This is a genomic window from Pseudoalteromonas sp. SG43-1 (assembly GCF_014164415.1).
Taxonomy (GTDB): Bacteria; Pseudomonadota; Gammaproteobacteria; order Enterobacterales; family Alteromonadaceae; genus Pseudoalteromonas; species Pseudoalteromonas distincta.
Genome location: NZ_JACJFD010000002.1, coordinates 152511 through 174458, shown reverse-complemented (window position 1 = coordinate 174458; position 21948 = coordinate 152511). Strand labels below are relative to the sequence as shown.

Annotated in this window: 19 protein-coding genes; 6 read left to right on the top strand and 13 right to left on the bottom strand. The window is 38.9% G+C overall.

All coding sequences use genetic code 11. From position 1 onward, the window contains the following. Positions 1–2: 2 nt before the first annotated feature. The 3 genes from H5159_RS02915 to ggt form a co-directional block, all read right to left on the bottom strand. A complete protein-coding gene (locus tag H5159_RS02915; RefSeq protein ID WP_182779685.1) occupies positions 3–728 on the bottom strand; it encodes an SIMPL domain-containing protein in 726 nt (241 codons plus the stop codon). A 154-nt stretch (positions 729–882) separates the two neighbouring features. Beyond that, positions 883–2577, bottom strand: a complete 1695-nt coding sequence (locus H5159_RS02910; RefSeq protein WP_024604382.1) for an NAD-dependent malic enzyme — start codon at positions 2575–2577, stop codon at positions 883–885. A gap of 142 nt (positions 2578–2719) precedes the next feature. Then, the gene (gene ggt, locus H5159_RS02905) at positions 2720–4498 is read right to left on the bottom strand and encodes a gamma-glutamyltransferase (protein ID WP_182779684.1); all 1779 of its coding nucleotides are present in this window, start codon (positions 4496–4498) and stop codon (positions 2720–2722) included. 97 nt (positions 4499–4595) lie between these two features. Between ggt and rrtA the strand changes: the two genes are divergently transcribed. After that, positions 4596–5180: a rhombosortase gene (rrtA, locus tag H5159_RS02900; RefSeq protein ID WP_182194594.1), complete on the top strand. Its 585-nt coding sequence runs from the start codon at positions 4596–4598 to the stop codon at positions 5178–5180. Positions 5181–5261: 81 nt separating this feature from the next. Here the strand turns inward: rrtA and H5159_RS02895 are convergent, their stop codons facing one another. From H5159_RS02895 to H5159_RS02875, 5 genes are all read right to left on the bottom strand, one after another. Continuing rightward, the gene (locus tag H5159_RS02895) at positions 5262–7766 is read right to left on the bottom strand and encodes a prolyl oligopeptidase family serine peptidase (protein WP_182715487.1); all 2505 of its coding nucleotides are present in this window, start codon (positions 7764–7766) and stop codon (positions 5262–5264) included. A gap of 132 nt (positions 7767–7898) precedes the next feature. Further along, positions 7899–9062 carry an endonuclease/exonuclease/phosphatase family protein gene (locus tag H5159_RS02890; RefSeq protein WP_182779683.1) on the bottom strand — a complete coding sequence of 388 codons (1164 nt, stop codon included), beginning with the start codon at positions 9060–9062 and terminating at the stop codon, positions 7899–7901. Positions 9063–9174: 112 nt separating this feature from the next. Next, the gene (locus H5159_RS02885) at positions 9175–10326 is read right to left on the bottom strand and encodes a 5-(carboxyamino)imidazole ribonucleotide synthase (RefSeq protein ID WP_182711244.1); all 1152 of its coding nucleotides are present in this window, start codon (positions 10324–10326) and stop codon (positions 9175–9177) included. Positions 10327–10328: 2 nt separating this feature from the next. Further along, positions 10329–10811 carry a 5-(carboxyamino)imidazole ribonucleotide mutase gene (gene purE / locus H5159_RS02880; RefSeq protein ID WP_002962540.1) on the bottom strand — a complete coding sequence of 161 codons (483 nt, stop codon included), beginning with the start codon at positions 10809–10811 and terminating at the stop codon, positions 10329–10331. Between the two features lie 150 nt (positions 10812–10961). Next, positions 10962–12551, bottom strand: a complete 1590-nt coding sequence (locus H5159_RS02875) for an ABC-F family ATPase (RefSeq protein ID WP_138490010.1) — start codon at positions 12549–12551, stop codon at positions 10962–10964. Positions 12552–13188: 637 nt separating this feature from the next. Here H5159_RS02875 and H5159_RS02870 point away from each other — a divergent pair. Continuing rightward, complete coding sequence (locus tag H5159_RS02870; RefSeq protein ID WP_182736389.1) at positions 13189–14397, top strand: porin; 1209 nt, start codon at positions 13189–13191, stop codon at positions 14395–14397. A gap of 89 nt (positions 14398–14486) precedes the next feature. Here H5159_RS02870 and H5159_RS02865 read toward each other — a convergent pair whose 3' ends face one another. Further along, a complete protein-coding gene (locus tag H5159_RS02865) occupies positions 14487–15398 on the bottom strand; it encodes a LysR family transcriptional regulator (RefSeq protein WP_182695936.1) in 912 nt (303 codons plus the stop codon). 108 nt (positions 15399–15506) lie between these two features. Here H5159_RS02865 and H5159_RS02860 point away from each other — a divergent pair, with 108 nt between their 5' ends. Continuing rightward, the gene (locus tag H5159_RS02860; RefSeq protein ID WP_182779682.1) at positions 15507–16682 is read left to right on the top strand and encodes an MFS transporter; all 1176 of its coding nucleotides are present in this window, start codon (positions 15507–15509) and stop codon (positions 16680–16682) included. 23 nt (positions 16683–16705) lie between these two features. Further along, positions 16706–17845, top strand: coding sequence for an MFS transporter (locus H5159_RS02855; protein ID WP_182779681.1), 1140 nt, complete (start codon positions 16706–16708; stop codon positions 17843–17845). 517 nt (positions 17846–18362) lie between these two features. Here H5159_RS02855 and H5159_RS02850 read toward each other — a convergent pair. The 3 genes from H5159_RS02850 to H5159_RS02840 all read right to left on the bottom strand — a co-directional run bounded on the left by H5159_RS02850 (position 18363) and on the right by H5159_RS02840 (position 20507). Then, complete coding sequence (locus H5159_RS02850; RefSeq protein WP_182779680.1) at positions 18363–19244, bottom strand: alpha/beta hydrolase; 882 nt, start codon at positions 19242–19244, stop codon at positions 18363–18365. A gap of 30 nt (positions 19245–19274) precedes the next feature. After that, positions 19275–19886 (bottom strand): MarC family protein, encoded by a 612-nt coding sequence (locus H5159_RS02845; RefSeq protein WP_076924648.1) that lies wholly within the window; start codon positions 19884–19886, stop codon positions 19275–19277. Positions 19887–20024: 138 nt separating this feature from the next. Then, a complete protein-coding gene (locus H5159_RS02840; protein WP_076924647.1) occupies positions 20025–20507 on the bottom strand; it encodes a GNAT family N-acetyltransferase in 483 nt (160 codons plus the stop codon). 106 nt (positions 20508–20613) lie between these two features. Between H5159_RS02840 and H5159_RS02835 the strand changes: the two genes are divergently transcribed. Beyond that, positions 20614–20814, top strand: a complete 201-nt coding sequence (locus H5159_RS02835) for a hypothetical protein (protein ID WP_002962626.1) — start codon at positions 20614–20616, stop codon at positions 20812–20814. Between the two features lie 58 nt (positions 20815–20872). Here H5159_RS02835 and H5159_RS02830 read toward each other — a convergent pair whose 3' ends face one another. Beyond that, positions 20873–21067, bottom strand: coding sequence for a CPXCG motif-containing cysteine-rich protein (locus H5159_RS02830; RefSeq protein WP_182779679.1), 195 nt, complete (start codon positions 21065–21067; stop codon positions 20873–20875). A 280-nt stretch (positions 21068–21347) separates the two neighbouring features. Here H5159_RS02830 and msrA point away from each other — a divergent pair, with 280 nt between their 5' ends. Continuing rightward, positions 21348–21947, top strand: a complete 600-nt coding sequence (msrA, locus tag H5159_RS02825) for a peptide-methionine (S)-S-oxide reductase MsrA (RefSeq protein ID WP_182779678.1) — start codon at positions 21348–21350, stop codon at positions 21945–21947. Position 21948 lies beyond the last annotated feature (1 nt).

The following is a 21948-nucleotide window of genomic DNA, read 5'->3' as shown; positions in this document are numbered from 1 at the left end:
ATTTAATCTATGTAGTACACGGCATAGCTTGAAGCCGTTACTTTAATCTCTCCAGCATGGTAGGCATCAGGTACATAGTTACTTGGTGCGCTATCAGCCATCATTACTTTTTCTGCGCGCATATAAGGCTGCGACTGAACATTGAGTGGACTCAGTGATGCGCTGTACAATGCTTTTAAATCAACGCCATAATCTTCACTAAATTCTTTTGCTGCATCCCGTGCATCTTTAATTGCTAACTTTTGCGCTTTTTTGTGCAGCTCGTTGTAGTTACTTGCTAAAAATTGCGTTTGATTAATTTCGTTAATACCGTTGTTAACTAAGCTTTGTAGTAATTCAGGGTATTTATTTATATCGCTAAGTTTTACAGTTAATGTACGAGAAACCTTAAAGCCTTTAAATTCTTGATTACCGGTAGTGCGGTTATATTGGCTATCACGGTTTATTGAGATTTGCCCGGCGTTTATATCTCCCTCTTTAACACCAATTTCTTTTACGAGCTTAATTGCTTTAGCGATGGTCAAGTCGGTTTTATTTTTAGCAGCAATTAAGTCTTTATCAACTTCGGTAATACCTACGCTAAGCTGCACGTAATCTGGCATTGTGGTAAGAGTCGCTTCGCCCTTAACATAAATATGAGGAGCATCGGGAGTTGCAGCCGCCAGTGCATCAAAACTAAGTACGTTAAAAGCCAGTGCACTACCTAAAACAAGAGTCAGTGTTTTCATTGAGTCGATCCTTTAATTTTGTAAATGCTATTAAAGACCTTACGTGGTTAATTAAATATGAACAAGCACAAAAAAACAGGCAATTGCCTGTTTTTTGTTAAGCGTTGTAACTAATGCTATTACGCCATTTACTTTTAATTACTTATAAACCTAATTAAACACTACAACGTTTATAGTTACGGTATTTTGGTAACCAGTAATTTTTGTCGATTGCTGCCCATAATGCATCATCCGTAATCTCAAGAGCAACGCCCTCTTCGATTGCTTTTTTAGCGATGGCAAATGCAATACGTTTACTTAGCGTTTCAATTTCAGTCAAGGCTGGTAATAAACTACCTTTACCTGTGTTTGCACGCGGCGACGACTCTGCAAGCATTTCGCTAGATACACTTAACATTGCATCTGTAATGCGTGTCGCTTTAGCGGCAATAACACCTAAACCAATACCCGGGAAAATATAACTGTTGTTACATTGTGGGATTGGGAACATCTCGCCATTGTACTCAACAGGATCAAATGGGCTACCTGTGGCAACAAGTGCTTTACCGTCAGTCCACTTAATCACATCAGCAGGATGCGCTTCTACTTGCTTAGATGGATTACTTAATGGGAAAATAATTGGCTGTTCACAACCGGCATGCATAGCGCGTATTACTTGTTCTGTAAATAAGCCAGGTTGACCAGAAACACCAATCAAAATGTCAGGCTCAGCACAGTGCATAACATCAAGCAGTGATGCGTACTCGCCGCTGTATGTCCAATCACTTAACGAGCCTGTAGGTTGTGCAAGTGCTTGTTGGAAATCGCGTAAGCCTTCCATACCCTCACTAAGCAAACCAAAACGGTCAACCATAAATACTTGGCTACGCGCTTGTGCTTCTGAAATACCTTCAAAAACCATTTGGCTAATAATTTGCTCAGCAATACCACAACCAGCAGAGCCTGCACCCACAAAAACTACTTTTTGCTGGCTTAGGGTTGAATTTTTAACACGACACGCAGCAAGTAAAGAACCGACCGTTACAGCCGCAGTACCTTGAATGTCATCGTTAAAGCTACAAATTTCATTGCGGTAGCGCTTAAGTAATGGCATTGCATTTGGCTGTGCAAAATCTTCAAACTGAAGTAATACATTTGGCCAGCGACGTTTAACCGCTTTAATGAATAAATCTAAAAACTCATCGTATTCGTCTTGAGCAATTCGCTTATGGCGTGCGCCCATGTACATAGGATCGTTTAAAAGCTTTTCGTTATTAGTACCCACATCAAGCATTACAGGCAATGTGTATGCTGGGCTTATACCACCACACGCTGTGTAAAGTGACAATTTACCAATTGGAATACCCATGCCACCAATACCCTGATCGCCAAGGCCTAAAATACGCTCGCCATCGGTTACAACAATAACTTTTACTTTACCTTTGGTAGCGTTGCGTAAAATGTCGTCAATTTGGTAGCGATCTTCATACGAAATAAATAAACCACGTGCGCTGCGATAAATGTCAGAGAATTTTTCACAAGCATCGCCCACTGTCGGTGTGTAAATGATTGGCATCATTTCTTCAAGGTGGTCACGCACTAAACGGTAGTAAAGTGTTTCGTTGTTATCTTGAATCGCTCGTAAGTAAATATGCTTATTAAGGTTGTCGGTAAAGCTAGAATACTGCTGATAACAACGCTCAACTTGCTCTTCTATTGTTTCAAAGCGAGGAGGAAGTAAACCAGCAAGATTGAAATTTTCGCGTTCTTTTTTACTAAAGGCGCTGCCTTTATTTAATAGCGGTGTTTCAATTAGGCCAGGGCCAGAATGATGAATATATAAGTAGTTAGGATCAGTATTAGTTGTCATATTTCCAGGCTTTAACGGAGTCTTAAGTTATGATCTGTCATTATCAGTGTTAGAGGTTTAATTGCAACGACAATTAAGCTAGTCAGACCATTGAGAGAAAATACATGCGGGCTTCACTGCCCGCATGCATATTATACATAATTTAAAATTTGATAGTGGCGTTATTATCAGTTAAATCAGATAACGCAACACCTTCACGGCGCGGATCAGCGCCACCATATAAGGTATTATTTTTAACTTCAACTGCGTGTAAGCCTGAGTTTAAATCAATAATACGTACATTGTGGCCGCGTTTAGTAAGCGCAGGCGCAATGGCTTCTATGTCTGTGCCTTTTTCAAGGCTGGTGTAATCGTTACGATTTGTTGTACGCGGTAAGTTAATGGCGTCTTGCGCTGATAAATTCCAGTCAATAACACCCACAACAACTTGTGCAACGTAATCGATGATACGGCTACCACCAGGTGAGCCTACGATTAAGCGTAAGCTACCATCTTTATTAAATACCATTACCGGTGACATAGAGCTACGCGGGCGTTTACCAGCCTCTACACGGTTTGCTACAAGCTTGCCGTTTTTACGTGGCGATAACGAAAAGTCAGTTAGTTGGTTATTTAAAATAAAGCCATTAACCATAACCGTAGAGCCAAACGCCATTTCAATTGAACTGGTCATCGAAACGGCATTACCTTTACTATCTACAATAGATACATGTGAGGTAGAAGGTAACTCGTATGAATCATCCATTGCATAACTTAAGTACTCTACAGGATTACCTGCTACGGCTTTTTGGTCTGTTTCGGTAATTAATTTAGCGCGTGAGGCAATATAATCTTTGTTTAAGAGCTCTTGTGTAGGTACTTGAGTAAAATCGGGATCGCCCATGTACATATCGCGATCGGCAAATGCAATACGCGAAGCTTGGCTAAAGTAATGAATCGCCTTTTCGCCATTTGGCTTAAGTGCGCTCATATCTTTATGTTCAAGCAAGCCAAGCATTTGCAGTACTGCTACGCCGCCACTACTTGGTGGTGCCATAGAACACACGTTATAAGCACGGTATTGAATACATACCGCATCGCGCTCTTTACTTTTATAATCTGCTAAATCTTGTACGCTTAATTTACCAGGGGCAATTTTAGAGTGTTGTACCGCATTAACCATTTGTTTTGCATTTTCGCCTTTGTAAAATGCATCAATGCCCTGCTTTGCAATGTCTTTGTACAAATCAGCAAGTGGTTGATTCTTTTTAACACTACCCACTTCAATTAATTTACCATTTGGGTAAAAGTATTCGTTAATAATTGGCATGCTCAACACGCCTGGGTTTAACTGGCGGGCTAATAAGCCATGTAAACGCGGCGAAACTACAAAGCCTTGCTCTGCAAGTTCAATAGCAGGTTTAAAAAGCGCTTCCCACGGTAATGTACCGTATTGTTTATGTGCGCTTGCAAAGGCATGTAAAATACCGGGTACACCAACAGAGCGTCCACCTACTACGGCTTCAATCCATTTAACGGCTTTACCGTGTTTATCTAAAAACAGCGTTTCGTCTGCATTTGCAGGTGCGGTTTCGCGGCCATCAAAACTAGTCAATTTATTGTTAGCTTTGTTGTAATACATCATAAATGTACCACCGCCAATACCAGAGGATTGCGGTTCAACTAAGGTAAGCACTAGTTGAGTAGCAATCGCAGCATCTACGGCACTGCCGCCTTGGGCTAAAATTTGTTGACCGGCTTTTGAGGCATATGGATTTGCCGCAGCTACCATGTATTTATCACCTTGCACCACTTTTTTATGGATTAATCCGGTAGCAGCTTCAGGTTCGCGAGTTTCAATTTGAGTTGCTTGCTGTGCAAATGAAGGCAGTGATACTGCGCACAGTCCAATGGCAAATAATGAGTTAAGTTTAAAATGCATAAAAATACTAAAAACACTTAATTACGTAGTTGTATTTGGCATCTTAAAGTTAAACGGGCACAATATGCAAAAATTTTGACTAAAAAAATATAATAAAATGCTTAATTTACCTATTCAACCTCGTTATATATTACCGCCTATTATTTTGCTGCTTTTTAGTACCATTTTTGCTGCATTTGATTTAAATAGTTTACTTGAATTTAACCGAAGCCTAATTGATGATGGCGAACTGTGGCGAATCTTTTCTAGCCAATTTGTTCATGCTAATTGGGCTCATTTGGGACTAAATGCCAGTGGTGTTTTACTAATATGGTTACTACATGGCGAATACACATCACCTACTCGTTACGCCGTTAATATAAGTGCGCTGGCACTGTGGTGTGGACTTGGCGTGTATTGGTTTTGCCCAAGCATACATATTTATACCGGATTAAGTGCTCTGCTGCATGGCGTAATTATTTGGGGGGCAGTTAAAGATATAACTGTAGGGCTTAAGTCGGGGTATTTATTATTTATAGGCGTATGGATTAAAATAGCGTTTGAGCAATTTAGCGGCCCTAATGCTGATATAGGAAAGCTTATTAACTCCACTGTGGCTATTGATGCACATTTAATTGGTGTAATTGGCGGGACTCTGCTTGCCATACCACTGGTTATAGAGCTCTTTAAAAAGAAAAAATAAAGTTAGATTTTGTTCAACCCAATAAAAACGCCGCATTAGTTAACTAAACCAATGCGGCGTTTTTGTTTTTATAATTAAAGCTTAAAGCGTTTCTTTAAATAATTTATGAATACGGCGGTATTCGTCTAACCAGCTTGAAGGCTGTACAAAGCCATGCGGTTCAACAGGGAATATAGCTGTTTCAAAGTTTTGTTTTTCAAGCTCTATTAAGCGCTGTACTAAACGCACTGAGTCTTGAAAAAACACGTTATCGTCAACCATTGGGGCATTAATTAATAAACGTTTGTTTAAGCCCTCAGCGTAATAAATTGGCGAGCTGCGCTCATACGCAATCGGGTCAACATCAGGATGGTTTAATATATTAGCTGTATAACCTGTATTGTAATGTGCCCAATCGGTAACAGGTCTAAGTGCCGCACCCGATTGAAACAACTCAGGCGCGGTAAACAATGCCATAAAGGTCATAAAGCCGCCGTAAGAGCCACCATAAGTGCCGACTGCTTTGGTATCAACGTTGGCATTTTGCGCCATCCATTTAACGCCATCGGCTAAATCTTGTGTTTCAGGCGTTCCCATTTGACGATAAATTGCGGTGCGCCAATCACGCCCGTAACCTTTAGATGCGCGGTAATCCATATCCATTACTATGTAACCTTCATCAGCGAGCAATGAATGAAACATAAATTCACGAAAATAAACCGAAAATCCCATATGTGAGTTTTGTAAGTAACCCGCGCCGTGGTTAAAAATAACTGCTTTGCGATTTTTACCTACTTCACCTTCTACGTAATCAGCTGGGTAGTACACTTTTGCGTATATTGGTTGTTCGGTATGGCTCGATGGCACAGCAACAATTTTAGGTGCAGTTAGCTTTTTAGCTAAAAACTCATCCGACACTGTATGAGTTAATCGCGTTGCTTTTGTATTGGCTTGTGCGTCAGCTACATAAAGCTCATTAGGCATCGTAATTGTAGAGTGCTTAAGGAGTAACTTAGTTTCATCTGGGCTCAACGTGTAATCGGTCATGCCGTTTAAGTCAGTAACTTGCTCACTCTTACCAGTTTGCGGGTTAACGCGGTAAATTTCGTACAGACCTGGGTGTTCAACATTCGCTTTATAATAAATTGCGCTGTCGTCACTTGTAAGCGTTAAGTTAGAAACCTCAAATTGGCCTTGTGTTAGCGCGGTTGCACTACCATTAACTGGTTTTTTATAAAGCTGGCTGTAACCCGACTCTTCCGATAGGTAATAAAGCGTGTTCGAGTTATGTAACCACCCAAAGTCGTTAAACGCATAAGCAATCCATGCGTCGTCATGCAGGCGATGTTGCGACACAAGTTTGTTGTTTTTAAAATCTACAGTAGCAAGCCAACGGTCTTTGTTGTCCCATGCTTCGAGCATGATAGCCACTTGCGAGCCGTCATCGTTCCATACTATTGGGCTTTGCTCAAAACCCCAGTCCATAATAAGGTTAATACCACGAGGTGCCTTTTTAGACTTATATGTTTTACCATCACGTGCATAATTTTCTTTTTTAACTGCGGCTAAAACATCTTCGTCAAAGCCCGGTAAGGTATTAAAGCTAAGTGATGTTTGCTCTTTGTTAGTTAAATTGATGTAGACAAGCTTTGAGGTTTCTTCTTTAGCGTCGGCTACACGGCGGCGTGCTTTTTTAGGTTCTATAGTGGCGTCATTTGTAATGTAGTTAGGCATAATATCGCCATCACCACGCCAGTCTGTTTGCTTTTGTACAACGACTAACAGCGCATCACCATTTGGCGAAAGCTGCGCTTCTGCAACGGTATTTCCTTCGCCTAAGTAATAAGCTGTGTTAGCAATTGAATCGTTTTGTTCATTAATTTGCTCACTGCGTGCTTGCTTATCTTTTTTATTTTTTTGTTGAAGCGCCACAAATTTAATCAATTTATGCTGCTCTTTAGCAATATACGTGCTTGGCTCTTCAATACCTTTTGGCTCATCAGCAAGTTTTAAGTTAGCAAGCTCGCTCGTTAAGCCTGTTTTTAAATCAACTTTAAAAAATACATTGCCTTGGCGGTAAACTAAATCGCCATTATTTAAAAATTGTGGCTTTGACTCGCCCGCTGATGTAGCTGTAATTTGTTTAAGTTCGCCGGTTTTTAGGTTTTTAACAAATACATTGCCTTTAAATGTGTAGGCCGCCATTGTTTTATTTTTAGAATAAACGGCTTTATTTGAACCCACAGTATGAAGTTTATTAAGAGCTACTTGCTCTGCTGTTTGGCTAGTAACCGATTGGCTAAATAAATCGCGTAGTGTATTACCCTGCTCTTTTTGAGCATAAATAATAGTAGACGAATCGCTCGCCCAGTAAGCACCCTCTGGCTGATTACCCATCCAATCCGGATCGGCCATTGCTTGTTCTAGCGTTATTTTTTGTGAGCCGATATCTGCTGGCGTGTTTACAACCGCAGCAATTTTAGTTGCTGGTAATGCACTTTGCTGTGTTGAAGAGGTGTTAGCGGTAGCGCTACAACCTGCAAGCATAACACTTGAGGCAACAGCTAAGGCCACTAACGTTTTAGATGAAGAAAGATTAAAAATCATAGTGCTTCTATACGGTTATTATAATTAAGCCGTATTTAAGCAGAAGCACTTAAGTTATTGCAATTTTTTAAGATAAATAGCCATTAAACAGGGTAAAGCTCAGTTTACTAGCGCTTCTCTTGTTAACAGGCGTTATTCAATTACCAAATCAAGCCAAACCATGCGGTGATCGCTCGATGCGTTTCTATCTTTAATTAAGCGATACTCACTACTCATTTTAGTAGGCCAAAACACACCACCGTCCTTAATTTTTAAACCATAGTTTGATGGTAAAACGTAATCAACACGGGCTTGCCAATTAGCACTGTAATTTTGTGCATATGGCACATCATACTGCTCTTTAGCACCTTCGCTTTTTGGAACAAAGCTTGCGTTGATAAGTGGGTTTTTAAGTAATTGGTCGGTGGTATTTGTACGGGCTTTGTCCCCCTCAGGGGCTGCATTTAAATCGCCTAAAATAACAAAACGAGAGTGAACTTTTAAACCGCCCTTTTCGCCTTTATCGTCATAAATATACTTAGCATTTGAAACGTAATCGGCAATTAATCTTACTTCATCGTGGTTACGCTTGCCGTTTCTATCCTCTTCACCGTCAAATACAGGCGGTGTTGGGTGAGATGCAATAACATGAATTGTTTTATCATTTACGCTAATAGGTAAATCCCAAAACGATTTAGAACTGAGTCTAAGTGCTTGCCATTCTTGTGCGTTATACCAGTTTTCACCTGTTTTAGGCATCACAGGCATTTGTGCATTTGGCATGTCTTTATATTTAAAGGTTTGAAGGGTTCTTACTTTATCAAAATTAATTGGGTATTTTGACAAAATAGCCATACCATAATGCCCTTCAAAAAAGCCAAAGCCTTGTGCATCGCCCATCACGCCATTTTTATTGCCATCGTTATCTAAATCAAACTCGGTAGCTAGGCCTGTATTTACTGGTGCAATATAAGAGTAAGGGTAGTTAATAGCGGCTTGTTTTTGCTGACCTACATTTAAATAATGCTGATTAAAGTATTCAATGCCTTGCTCTTTTGGGATGTAATCAAATTCGTTAAGTAAAATAATATCAGGGCGAACACGCTGAATAATTTCCGCTATGTTCTTAATTTGCTGGTGGTTAGCTTTAAGTGCATTAACTAAAGCATCACTTTTAACTTGCTCACCTTTAGGCGTGTGATTAGTTGCATCCATACTTACATTAAAAGTTGCAACACGAAGAGATTCCGATGCAAATGTATTTAAGCTAAATAATGCAGTAATGGCTAGCACACCAGATATTGTTTTTAGTTTCATTGTTTTACTTCACAAATTTAAAATTAGACTTTAACAGTATTACATATTCAAAGCCCATTTTTATGACAAAAAAATACCGGCTTAAGCCGGTATTTATATAAAGGTATGATAACTATTCACTGAGCACTAAATTGGCAGCTGCTTTTAAAATACCAGGATAATCTTGCTCTGGTAGGTACTCTGTAAGTTCACCAAGTTTGTCCGCAAGCTCACTCATATTAACAGCTGATACATTAATATGGCCCATTTTACGACCTGGCTTAGCTGTTTTACCGTACCAATGGCTCGTTACATCAACCGTTTTTAATACTTCACTTGGAATACTTGGTTGGCCTAATACGTTTATCATCGCGGTAATGTGTTTAAGCTCTGTATTACCAAGCGGCAAACCTGCAACAGCACGCATGTGGTTTTCAAACTGTGAGCAATGGCAGCCTTGTTGCGTCCAGTGGCCTGAGTTATGTACACGCGGTGCAATTTCGTTAACGAGTAACGTGCCTCTTACATCAAAAAACTCAATTGCTAATACGCCAACGTAGTTAAGCTCGTTTGCTATTTTTGTAAATGCATCGTTTGCTTGAGCTTCAACACTTTGATTATTTTTACCGGCAATAGAAAGCGTTAATACACCATTTGTGTGCTCGTTTTCTGTTAGCGGATAAATAGCAACATTACCGTGTTTGTCGCGCGCACCAATAATAGATACTTCACGATCAAACGGAATCATTTTTTCAGCAATAATTGTATGTGGCGCAAGCTCGGTGCCCGATGCAATAAAATCAGCCATTTGTGACCAAATCTCGTCTATTTGATCATCCGATTTTAAACGCCATTGGCCTTTTCCGTCGTAACCCGCTTGGCATGTTTTAATTACAAGTGGTTTACCTAGAGTTTTAACGGCAAGTTCTAAATGCGCTTTTTCAGTAATTAATTGGTACGGCGCACAAGTTACGTTTGTTTTATCAAGCAATGCCTTTTCAAGCGAGCGATCGCCACCGGTTTTAATAGCGGCTTTACCTGGGTAAAACTTATTACTGTTACAGCAAAGGGTTAAAACATCATCAGGAATGTGCTCAAACTCGGCAGTAATGGCATCAGCGTTTGATATTGCTTGCTCAAGCGACGTGTTATAAACCTCACCGGTTAGCGGGTGCATAATTTGTTTACTGCCTACATCGTACGCAACAACGTTTAAATTAAGCGGCGCTCCTGCAAGGCTCATCATACGTGCAAGTTGCCCTGCACCTAATATTAAAATATTCATTATTACTCTGCAGGGTTTGGATTAGCTAATATAGTGTCGGTTTGAGCTTTACGAAACGCTTCAATTTTTGCAAAAATTTCTGGATTTTGACATCCTAAAATTTGTGCAGCTAATAAACCCGCGTTTGCTGCGCCCGGCTCACCAATTGCAAGCGTACCTACTGCAACGCCTTTAGGCATTTGGCAAATAGATAAAAGTGAATCAACACCATTTAATGCTTTTGATTTTACAGGTACACCAAGTACAGGAAGCGACGTAAAAGCAGCCGCCATACCAGGTAAATGCGCTGCGCCGCCAGCACCAGCAATAATAACTTTAATACCACGTTCTGCGGCTGAACTTGCGTAATCAGCAAGTAATTGAGGAGTGCGGTGTGCAGACACGACTTTGGTTTCGTACTTAATGCCAAAATGCTCTAGCATAAGTGCTGCATGTTCCATGGTTGGCCAATCTGATTTTGAACCCATAATAATGCCAACAGTCATAAATACTCCTCAGTAATGTATTTTAAAAATAGCGGACTTATGTCCGGTTTTAGGCGGGTATTATACCCAAACCAAGTTTAATTGCGACTCACAAAAACAAAAAAGCCATGTTTAAACATGGCTTTTTTGAGTTAACGGGTAAATAGCTAATTAAGCTTCTTTACTCGCTAAGTATTCGGCGTAGTTGCCTCTAAAGTCGATAACTTTACCGTCTTTAATTTCCCAAATACGGGTTGCAACCGATGATACAAACTGACGGTCGTGGGAAACAAACATCAATGTACCCTCGTAAGCTTCAAGGGCTAAGTTAAGCGCTTCAATTGATTCCATATCCATGTGGTTAGTTGGCTCATCCATTAACAATATGTTTGGCTTATGCATCATAATTTTACCAAACAACATGCGGCCTTGCTCACCACCTGAAATTACTTTAACTGATTTTTTAATATCGTTTTGAGAGAATAACATACGGCCTAAGAAGCTACGAACCACTTGCTCGTCGTCGCCTTCTTGTTGCCATTGCTCCATCCACTGAAACAAGTTCATGTCGGTGGCAAACTCATCAGCGTGATCTTGCGCGTAGTAACCAATATTCGCGTTTTCTGAGAACTTAAACTCACCAGCTTTAGGTGCTAGGCGCCCTGCTAATGTATTAAGTAATGTTGTTTTACCAACACCATTTTCACCAATAATAGCAATACGTTCGCCAACTTCTACTAAACCTTCAAGTCCAGAAAACAACGTATTGTCGTCAAAACCTTGTGTTAAGTTTGTCATTTCAAGTGCGTTTCTGAATAACTGCTTTTCTTGATCAAAACGGATAAACGGCGTTTGGCGTGAAGATGCTTTAACTTCGTCTAATTGGATTTTGTCGATACGTTTAGCACGCGATGTTGCTTGCTTAGCTTTAGATGCATTAGCAGAGAAACGAGATACAAACTGTTGAAGTTCAGCAATTTGGTTTTTCTTTTTCGCGTTTTCGTTAAGTAATTGCTCACGTGCTTGCGTTGCTGCAAACATGTATTCGTCATAATTACCTGGGTAAATACGAAGCTCGCCGTAGTCAATGTCGGCCATGTGTGTACACACAGAGTTTAAAAAGTGACGGTCATGCGAGATGATTATCATGGTACAGTCGCGCTGATTTAACACGTCTTCTAACCACTTGATGGTGTAAATATCCAAGTTATTAGTAGGCTCATCAAGTAGCATAATGTCTGGGTCTGAAAATAATACCTGTGCAAGTAGCACGCGCAGCTTAAAACCCGGTGCAATTTCTGACATTGGGCCAAAGTGTTGGTCAGTGCCAATACCTACACCTAATAAAAGCTCACCTGCTTTAGATTCTGCAGAGTAACCATCCATTTCAGCAAATTCAGTTTCAAGATCGGCTACTTTCATACCGTCTTCTTCACTCATTTCAGGTAAAGAGTAAATACGGTCTCGTTCTTGTTTAATTTCCCACAACTCTTTGTGGCCCATAATCACGGTATCGATTACTGAGTATTCTTCGTAGGCAAACTGATCTTGGTTAAGTTTAGCAACGCGTTCGTTAGGATCAGTACTTACATTACCTGCAGACGCTTCGAGCTCACCACTTAAAATTTTCATAAATGTTGATTTACCACAACCATTTGCACCGATTAAACCGTAACGGTTACCATCGCCAAATTTTGCTGAGATATTTTCAAATAATGGTTTAGCACCAAATTGCATGGTGACATTAGCTGTACTAATAATAGCGCTACCCTCCAAAGGAGTAATGATGTATTTAAATTGCGCGCAGTTTAAACCAAAATGGCCTGTTTTTCTATGAAAGTTTAAAAGCAAACCACTGCGTTTTAGCCATTTATTATGGCTATGTAGTTAGTAGTAAAAATAACGGATTAGATTTAATGGTTTCGTTAATTTTTATTCAGCTTATTCTAATTAAAATCCATAAAGTATGTTTTATAAACGGGCATAAGAGATTAGAAATTACGATACAAATTAGAGTAAAAACACTTTTAACGTATTTGTGTGTCTACTTAACTCATTTTTGTTCACCCTATAATAATAAAAAGTTATATTTATGAAAATAAAAAACTTTTAGAGCTTTTACACTAGTTACTACTTTTTAACCAAGATGAAATTAATTCAAATTACAATTTTTATACATCGCTAATTTCTCATCCTATTTACCTATCAAATCATTAAAAACATAAACTTTTGCAACACCTGAAAAACAAAATTAACCTTTAGTGAATATCCGTTAAGTTTAACGATTAATTTTATTGAGTATTTTTCACTTTTGAGCCGTTTATTGCTTTGTTAGTCTTCGAATCTGAATTTTTACCTACGTAAAAAATTGACCAATTTACACAGGGCAACACACAAGATGAGCAAAAAATTAGCGACGCTTATTAGCGCAAGTATTGTATTCGCACCCGCTGTTTCGGCAGTTGAATTATACAAAGATGACAAAAATACTGTTGAAGTTGGTGGATATCTTGATGTGCGTGTAATTAATACACAAAACGAAACCGAAGTTGTTAACGGTACCTCGCGCATTAACTTTGGATTTACCCGAAAGCTTAAGAAAGACTGGACCGCACTCGCACTCGTAGAATGGGGTGTAAACCCTGTTGGCAGCAGCGATATTATTTATAACAATCGTTTTGAGTCTATCCAGGATGAGTTTTTATACAACCGTTTAGGTTACGCAGGGCTTTCGCACGAAAAATATGGCCAACTTACCATTGGTAAACAATGGGGTGCATGGTACGACGTAGTTTACGGCACAAATAATAGCTTTGTATGGGATGGCAATGCGGCTGGTGTTTACACCTATAACAAAGACGATGGCGCTGTTAATGGCACTGGCCGTGGAGATAAATTAGTGCAGTACCGCAATAGCTATAACGATTTTAGTTTTGCAGTACAGGCGCAGCTTAAAAACAGCGAATTTTATACCTGTGACGTCACCGACATTTCAGAAGAAGAATGTGAAGCACTTTGGAACTCTGGCGATAGTGCAGCCCAAGAAGTTGAATTTAATTACACATTTGGTGCGTCTGTAACTTATACCCCAACTGACATGCTAACACTTACAGCAGGTGTTAACCGTGGTGAGTTTGATTTAACGTTTGGCGATGGTTCTACTCGCAATGTTGAAGATTTAATTTATGGTGCAGGTATTATGTGGGGCAACATTGATGAGCCCGGCCTATACGTTGCAGCCAACGTAAATAAAAACAAAAACCACGACACAGATAACATCGGTCGCTTAATTAAAGACGCAATCGGTGTAGAAACATTTGCATCTTACCGCTTTGATAACGATTTTCGCCCTTTTATTGCCTACAACGTGTTTGATGCCGGTGATGATTACGTAATTCAGCCAAACTTTAACGCCGACCCAGACGATGTATTTAAGCGTCAGTTTGCTGTTATTGGCCTTCATTACCTAATTGACGAAGCTACTATTGCCTACATAGAAGCGCGTAAGGACTTTAGTGACTTCGAAAGTGATAACGACGATCAACAAGCACAAATGGAGCAGTCGGAAGACGACGGTATAGCATTTGGTTTTAGATATAAGTTTTAAATATAAGCTCTAAATATAAGTTTAAAAACGACTACAACTTCCCTAAGCACAACCCTTTTAGCCCTTTTGACTTTTTTAATTGGGCTTTTTTATTCCGCCATACTTTTTTTAATACTTGGTTTTGCATTTAAGGCTATTTCAACAAATGCATTAACAGCCGCATTGGTATCTGCTTTTTTAAATTGTAATAGCACCGGAATTTGCGTAAATACATCGCTCAATTTTATAAAATGGCACCCTTTACTATACAATTTACGTACGCAATAAGGCGCAATTGCCACACCAAGGCCTGCAGCCACTTCGGTAACTAATGTTTGCATATGTCGAGGTTGGCTAATAATGTTCGGTGAAAAACGAGCTTGTTTGCATTGCAAAATGGTTTCATCAAAAAGACCAAGTGCTTCCTCTCTATTAAAAATGATAAATGGCTCATTTTTTAGTTTAACTAAATCAATGTTTTTATAATTTGCCAGCGCATGGTTTTGATTAACTATGGCCACTAATGAATCTACATAAATAGTATGACTTACAAATTCATCATTAATCGAATCAGGTAAAGGCCGTGAAAAACCCACATCAATTAAATCATTTTTAAACGCATGTATCTGCTCAGTTGCGGTCATTTCAAACAATGTAACGTGCACGCTTGGGTATTGCTGTTTGTATTCTCGAACCAGTGCTGCCATAAAGGCTAAACATGCCGAGCTTAAGTGCGCAATATTAAGTGTACCTACCTGCCCGTTGTGGGCACGTTTAACCTGAGTTTTAGCTTTGTCAGCTAGAGCCAAAATAGCGCGTGCATCTTTTAATAGCTGCTCACCCGCTTGAGTTATTGCAACATCGCGTGAATTTCTTATAAACAGCACAACATCAAGCTCGCTTTCGAGCTGTGCAATATGCCTACTTATTGCAGGTTGCACGGTGTGTAGCTCTTTGGCCGCTTCTGAAAAACTCTGATGCTTAGCCACGCTGACAAAACTTTTTAATGTTTTAATATCCATTACGCACCTTAAATACATTTTTTGTATAGATTCTATAAAATAATGTCATTTTTGTTATAGGTAAAGAACTCATACCATAGCGGCATGAGTTAACAACACTAGACAGCTATGACCAAACCCAAACAAAATCAGTCATTAAGTCGATTTATTTTATTACTAATGACCACTGCAATTGCCGAAACAGCAGCAAACTTATACTACAACCAGCCTATTTTACCGCTTATAGCGAACGAATTTAATTTAACTGATTCACAGCTTGGGAGTATTCCCGCGCTTACACAAATTGGTTACGCGTTTGCGTTATCATTTATTTCTCCTTTGGGTGACTCGATTGCTCGCAGGCGTTTAATTACTATTTTGTCGAGCTTATTAGTAGTGGCTTGTAGTGCAGCAATGCTTGCACCTAACTTACCTTTATTACTTATATCGGTATTTTTAATTGGTGTAAGCGCCAATATAACCCAGCAATTAATACCCTTTGCAGCATCGCTTGTATCGAGCGAGCAAAAAGGTGCCACGTTAGGCACATTAATGATGGGCTTAACTATCGGTATTTTACTTTCAAGAACGTTAAGTGGATTTGTAGGTGAGCAATTTGGTTGGCGAAGTGTATTTTTAATGTCGGCAGTACTCGCAGCATTATTTGGTATATTACTGCGCGTGTTTTTACCTAGCAATAAGCCACACACTAATTTGCGTTATTGGCCTCTCATTAAAAGTACGTTGGCGTTGTTTATTAAACATAAATCACTGCAGCATTTTACACTTTCGGGCGCATTTTGGTTTGCATCATTTAATGTGCTTTGGGCAACACTTGCAATTTATGTTAGTGATGAGCCATTTAACTACAACGCTCAACAAGCTGGTTTATTTGGTGTAATAGCATTGGCTGGCGTAATAGGCGCTAAGTCATCGGGTAAATGGGTCAGCAAACTAGGGTCTAAAGCTCTAATTATGATTGCACTTACGCTTGCGGCAATCGGCTTTGCTATTACAGGTTTGTTTAATGGCAGTTTAGCGTCGTTGGTTATTGGTATTATTTTAATCGACTTTGCCATATTTAGTGCGCAAGTGGCTAACCAAGTGCGTGTTTTTAGTATAGATCCAAGCGCACAAAGCAGAATAAACGGCATTTATATGCTCGGTTATTACATAGGCGGAGCCGTTGGCTCTGCAGCAGGTGTAAAAGCATTTGATTTATACAAATGGGATGGCGTAATTGCCATAAGTATTATTTTTATAGTTATTAGCGGGATTTTTAATGCCCTTGCTAAAAAAGCTTAATTTTTACATTAATTGGAGAAACGATGAATTCACTCAAAGCGGCCGGTAGCTTTACGTTGTTATGTATAGCCAGCTTAACCATTATGGTTGGCACTCTTTTAGCGCCAGGCTTAGTTAGCATTTCAAACGGTTTAGGTATAACTAATAACACTGTACTTTTAATTACATTACCTTCTTTAGGTGCTGTTGTATTTGCGCCAATTGCCGGTCGGTTAATAGATAAATATGGCGCGTATAAACTTTTAATAATTGGATTATTTTTATATGGCTTTGTAGGTGCCAGCGGCTATTTTTTATATGGTCCAACACTTGTATTTATTAACCGATTTATTCTTGGTGGTGTAACGGCCATAGTGATGGCTGGCTGCACTGTATTAATTTCTACTTGGTACAAAGGTGAAGCTCGCTTAGGCATGATAGCCAAACAAGGCATGGCAATAGAACTTGGCGGAGTAATATTTTTATTTTTAGGTGGTTATTTAGCTTCACTGTTTTGGGGTTTACCGCTCGCGCTTTATTTAATTGCCTGGGTATTTTTAGCCATGCTTTTATTGTTTGTGCCAAGTAAAAACTCACTGGTTAGTAATAACGATGAAGCGCCAGAACATCTACACCAAAAAGCTAACAATGGCCTCTCGTTAAAAAGCGTTTATGTAATTTCAACACTTGCGATGACCATATTTTTTACATCAACCGTTTTACTGCCCATTACAATGAACCAGCAAAACTTTAACGAGTCACAAATAGGCCAACTACTCGCATTTATATCTTTAGTGGCTGTAGTTACTGCAGGCTTTATGCCTAAAATAACAAAGAAATTTGGTGAGCCTAAGGTGTTAGCATTAGCCTTTTTAGCCTTTGCTTTATCGTATATTTGTTTTACACAAGCAAGCACCCTACTTTTAGTTTTAGGCGCAATATTAATAGGTATAGGATTTGGTTTTAGTATTCCGCTTTTAAACCATATGACGGTAGAGCTCAGCGATGTGAAAGTACGCGGCCGTAACTTATCGTACTTTACGATGGCTGTATTCTCGGGTCAGTTTTTTACCTCATTTATGGAATATATACCTGGTGTAGAGAAAAACGTATTTATAATTTGTAGCGTTTCAGCATTTATAATTGCACTGGTATTGTTTTTTAAACCGACCAAAGCAAAGTAGTCGTAACTTACAAAAGAGCATTTTTATAAATGCTCTTTTTTTATCTAAACCTCCCGCTTTATTTGCACTACTTTCCTGATTACTTTTTTCTAATTTGACTCTATTGCTAAGTTTAGCATTATAATAACATTTAGTATGATGTGTTCTTTCTGTAAAGCCACCAGCTAACTTATATTAATTGCATTAAGAGTATATAAAGATGGTGAAACTATATTGAAATTGCAAAGTGCTTGCACTGATTACTGCTGATCACAAAGGCGTAAGGCTAATTAAAAGCAGTAACAAATAGGTGTGATATATGCTCATAGGTACTGCCTGTATTCTAACTCAACACCTACGCGCTGTATATAAACACAGTGCGCGTATTTACTGTGTAAAAATAAATTAAAACAACTCCCTTTGTAAGTCGTTAATAACATTAAACTAAGTAAAGTGCTATGAAGCTGATTCGTTATCATAAATAGTTAAAACACCGGTAGCTGTATATGCATACAGCTACCGATTAAACCTATCTAACCTACTTTTTAATAAACTTACTAAAACCAGCTAATGCCTTTGATACACTCAGTGTTGGATTATCTGAATGCTCAGCACCTTTGTTTATAGCACTTTGCCACACAAGGTTATTATTAGGGTTTGCTGTTAAAGCAGACTCTAAATTATCAAACGCTTTTAACATTAACGGATGCTCTGCTCCACCCACCGAAAGGTATAAATAAGTAGGCGACTTAATTTTATTTGCTTGAGTAGTTAAAAATGCTTCTACATTATTAACCACTGTCATATCGTCATACCAAGCCGCTGGGCTAAAGGCAAAGTAGCCATTAAACAATTCAGGCTTTGTATGCAGTGTATAAAGTACAAAGCTACCACCTGCCGAAAAACCACTTAATACACGGTTATTACTAAGCTTATATTTTGCTGATAAATAAGGGAGTAACTCAGTTTCAATAAACGCTAAAAACTTGTCGGCTTCACCATTTGGCTCTATAAGTGTTTCACCTTCTGGGCGCGCTTGTGTATTTACATCTTGGCGAGCATAAGGAGGCACTAAATCGCGATTACGTGTATCTGTAAAAAACAAATTAGGAATAGACACCAATATAGCCTTATCCCCTTTTTCGCTCTTAGCTTGTTTTGTAAGTGCTTTATCCCATGTATCTAAATTAAAGTTACCGTCGGTTTTAATAATTAACGGATACGCTCTTTTAGGATTGTAATTAGCGGGTAATCTTATAAACACTTTGCGCGACTCATTAAGCACGCTTGAGTTAATTGTTACATCGGTATAGGCCGATACATAATGGTTGTAATAACGTATGGCTAAAATACAGATAGCAAAAATGACTACGGCTAAACTTAAATTAATAAAATAGTGTTTTGTTATTTTTATTGCCATGCGGCATTCCTTTAAATGTTTAGGAGTTATTTAATCGAGCTTAACCCATTGTTTTATTTCAAGCGCGGTCATAATAAGCTCAACCGAAAATGCGGCTAAAATCATCCCCATAACACGCGTTAAAATAGACGCGCCGCCAGTACCAATAAGCTTAATTATTTTACCCGAAAGCAGCAACAATATTAATGTAATGCCAAGCACACCAAGTGTAACAAGCGCTGTGCCTATTTGAGTGGTGATTGGGTGTATGTGGTTATCGGTAAGTAGTATCACCGCCAAAATAGCACCAGGGGTCGCAGTTGCTGGTATAGCTAGCGGAAACACCGCAATATCGTGTTCAGGGTCTTGTTTAGCTTTGTTAGAATCGTTTCCAAAAATCATTTGCAGACCAAACAAAAACAATATAATACCGCCACCTAACTGAAACGACACCAATCTAATTCCCATCGCATTGAGTATTAGCTGCCCTATTAAAATAGAACCCAATAATACACAGCCTGCATAAAGCACCGTTTTAAAAGCTGTTTTACGACGTTGTTTATCGGTTAAGTGAGAAGTAAGCGCAGCAAACAACGCCATCGTGCCTATTGGATCAATGGTAGCCCAAATAACAAGTGCATCTTGAGAGAGTTTTTCTAGCATATAAAATCCTTGTTAAGCGTAAATATTTAATAAAACACGGGTAACAAATTCATTTGCTTACGCTTAACTATAATAGAAAGCCGTTATTTTTTGTATTTTATTTACACTCGCAAAGATTTAAAGATTTGTCGTTTTACGTTAAAGCGATTTATGCCAAATAGAATTCTCTCTTAAACTAAAGCCTAACTTCATAAGTAAATTATGAGAGCGTGCATTGTGTGCACTCACCTCAGCCGATAAATGTTTAAGCGGAATATGCTCAAGTAACTCTTTAGTGAAGCCAGTGACTACCTCAAACATTACACCTTTATCCCAAAAGTCGGGGTGCAGCTCAAATCCTATAAATGCATTACTTTTACAGGGCGTTAAATTATAAAGCCCACAAGTACCCATTAACTTTCCAGATGTATTATGTTCAATTGCAACTCTAATCACTTCGCCTTCGTAATAGGCGCTAATATCATCTTGTATTAATTGTTTAATTTGTGTTTTGCTAAGGGGTGTATCGTAGTCGTTAAATTCTGACACGTGAGGATGGTTTAAAATATTAAATAAACACGCAGCGTGTTTGTGGGTAATTAAACGCAGCGTAACGCGTTCAAGCTTTGTGGTATTAAACATTTTATTTAAGTGGTTAGTTAAATTAGCTCTTTATGGGCAAGCATTATTAACTTACCATACCCCATTAACAAGCATTATCTTTAAAGCAAAAAGAGTAGATAACGTAATGAGTGACGATTTTAAAGTAATACAACCCACTACCACAGTATATTGCCCAAAGCGCGGCGAAGGCTGGACCTTAACAGGCATTACTAATATTAACGAGTTTACCTCAGTAATGTTTGACGGCACACGCTATACACTTCCAGCACGTGAAATAGTAGAAGAACTTCTTCCTAACCAATTAGCGCGTGAGCAAAATAGCTAACCAAACACATACACAGTAAAAAGGCTGCAATTTTGCAGCCTACTATCTAATTAACGAGTTAAAATGCATCGTCTTCACTGTAAACATTAACGTTTAACTCGTCTTCATCTTCAAATACTACAAACGAAATAGGCTTACAGCATACTTGGCAGTCTTCTATGTATTGCTCATCAATATCTGCTGCATCAAGTAATACTTCTATACTTTTGCCGCAATAAGGGCAGCTTATTGATTTTTCAGTTAACTGGTTCATTTATCACCTGCTAATTTATATCTCGAATGTTGTCACTTTAATGAACAAGCCAGCATAATTCAACACCCCATTAAATAACACTTATATGGCTAAACTAATTAAACCATGCTGCTCACTTAAAAAGTGATCTAACGACAAGCCCTATCACTATAAAACTTATTTTACACCATAGATAAGTGTTAGCCTGATAATACAATGCCTCTACAATGAAATAGTATTAGCACTTAGCGGGTCTAACTTTACAAGCATTTATAAACTCACTCTACAGGTGGATAACTTTATGAAAAAATCACTCGCATTAGCATTAACATCTGCCGCAATATTGTTTAGCACATTTACTCATGCAGCTAAAACCGAAAAAGCCGTTTTAGCTGGAGGTTGCTTTTGGTGTATGGAAAGCGACTTTGAAAAACTAGAAGGCGTAACCGATGTAATATCGGGCTTTACTGGCGGTAAACTTAAAAATCCAACGTACAATGGTAATCATAAAGGCCATTACGAGGCCGTAGAAATTACTTACGACCCAGCCATAGTAAGCTACAAAGGCATACTTGATCATTACTGGGTTAATATTGATCCTTTTGATGCCAGAGGCCAATTTTGCGATAAAGGCCCTAGTTACTTAAGCGCTATATTTGTACAAAACGACGAACAACGTAAATTAGCTGAAAAAACAAAAGCTGCAGTAGTTGCCGAGTTCCCTAATCAAACTGTGGTTACACCTATACTAAACGCAAGCACCTTTTACCCTATAAAAGGGAGGGAAAGCTTTCATCAAGATTATTACAAAAACAATCCAATCCGATACAACACTTATCGTTGGCGTTGTGGTCGTGACAGCCGCCTAGAAGAAATTTGGGGCGACAGAGCAACCCATTAAT

Excerpts from the sequence above, each read along its gene's own strand:
- H5159_RS02915 (WP_182779685.1), bottom strand. The coding sequence starts at position 728 with ATGAAAACACTGACTCTTGTTTTAGGTAGTGCACTGGCTTTTAACGTA.
- H5159_RS02910 (WP_024604382.1), bottom strand. The coding sequence starts at position 2,577 with ATGACAACTAATACTGATCCTAACTACTTATATATTCATCATTCTGGC.
- ggt (WP_182779684.1), bottom strand. The coding sequence starts at position 4,498 with ATGCATTTTAAACTTAACTCATTATTTGCCATTGGACTGTGCGCAGTA.
- rrtA (WP_182194594.1), top strand. The coding sequence starts at position 4,596 with ATGCTTAATTTACCTATTCAACCTCGTTATATATTACCGCCTATTATT.
- H5159_RS02895 (WP_182715487.1), bottom strand. The coding sequence starts at position 7,766 with ATGATTTTTAATCTTTCTTCATCTAAAACGTTAGTGGCCTTAGCTGTT.
- H5159_RS02890 (WP_182779683.1), bottom strand. The coding sequence starts at position 9,062 with ATGAAACTAAAAACAATATCTGGTGTGCTAGCCATTACTGCATTATTT.
- H5159_RS02885 (WP_182711244.1), bottom strand. The coding sequence starts at position 10,326 with ATGAATATTTTAATATTAGGTGCAGGGCAACTTGCACGTATGATGAGC.
- purE (WP_002962540.1), bottom strand. The coding sequence starts at position 10,811 with ATGACTGTTGGCATTATTATGGGTTCAAAATCAGATTGGCCAACCATG.
- H5159_RS02870 (WP_182736389.1), top strand. The coding sequence starts at position 13,189 with ATGAGCAAAAAATTAGCGACGCTTATTAGCGCAAGTATTGTATTCGCA.
- H5159_RS02865 (WP_182695936.1), bottom strand. The coding sequence starts at position 15,398 with ATGGATATTAAAACATTAAAAAGTTTTGTCAGCGTGGCTAAGCATCAG.
- H5159_RS02860 (WP_182779682.1), top strand. The coding sequence starts at position 15,507 with ATGACCAAACCCAAACAAAATCAGTCATTAAGTCGATTTATTTTATTA.
- H5159_RS02855 (WP_182779681.1), top strand. The coding sequence starts at position 16,706 with ATGAATTCACTCAAAGCGGCCGGTAGCTTTACGTTGTTATGTATAGCC.
- H5159_RS02850 (WP_182779680.1), bottom strand. The coding sequence starts at position 19,244 with ATGGCAATAAAAATAACAAAACACTATTTTATTAATTTAAGTTTAGCC.
- H5159_RS02845 (WP_076924648.1), bottom strand. The coding sequence starts at position 19,886 with ATGCTAGAAAAACTCTCTCAAGATGCACTTGTTATTTGGGCTACCATT.
- H5159_RS02840 (WP_076924647.1), bottom strand. The coding sequence starts at position 20,507 with ATGTTTAATACCACAAAGCTTGAACGCGTTACGCTGCGTTTAATTACC.
- H5159_RS02835 (WP_002962626.1), top strand. The coding sequence starts at position 20,614 with ATGAGTGACGATTTTAAAGTAATACAACCCACTACCACAGTATATTGC.
- H5159_RS02830 (WP_182779679.1), bottom strand. The coding sequence starts at position 21,067 with ATGAACCAGTTAACTGAAAAATCAATAAGCTGCCCTTATTGCGGCAAA.
- msrA (WP_182779678.1), top strand. The coding sequence starts at position 21,348 with ATGAAAAAATCACTCGCATTAGCATTAACATCTGCCGCAATATTGTTT.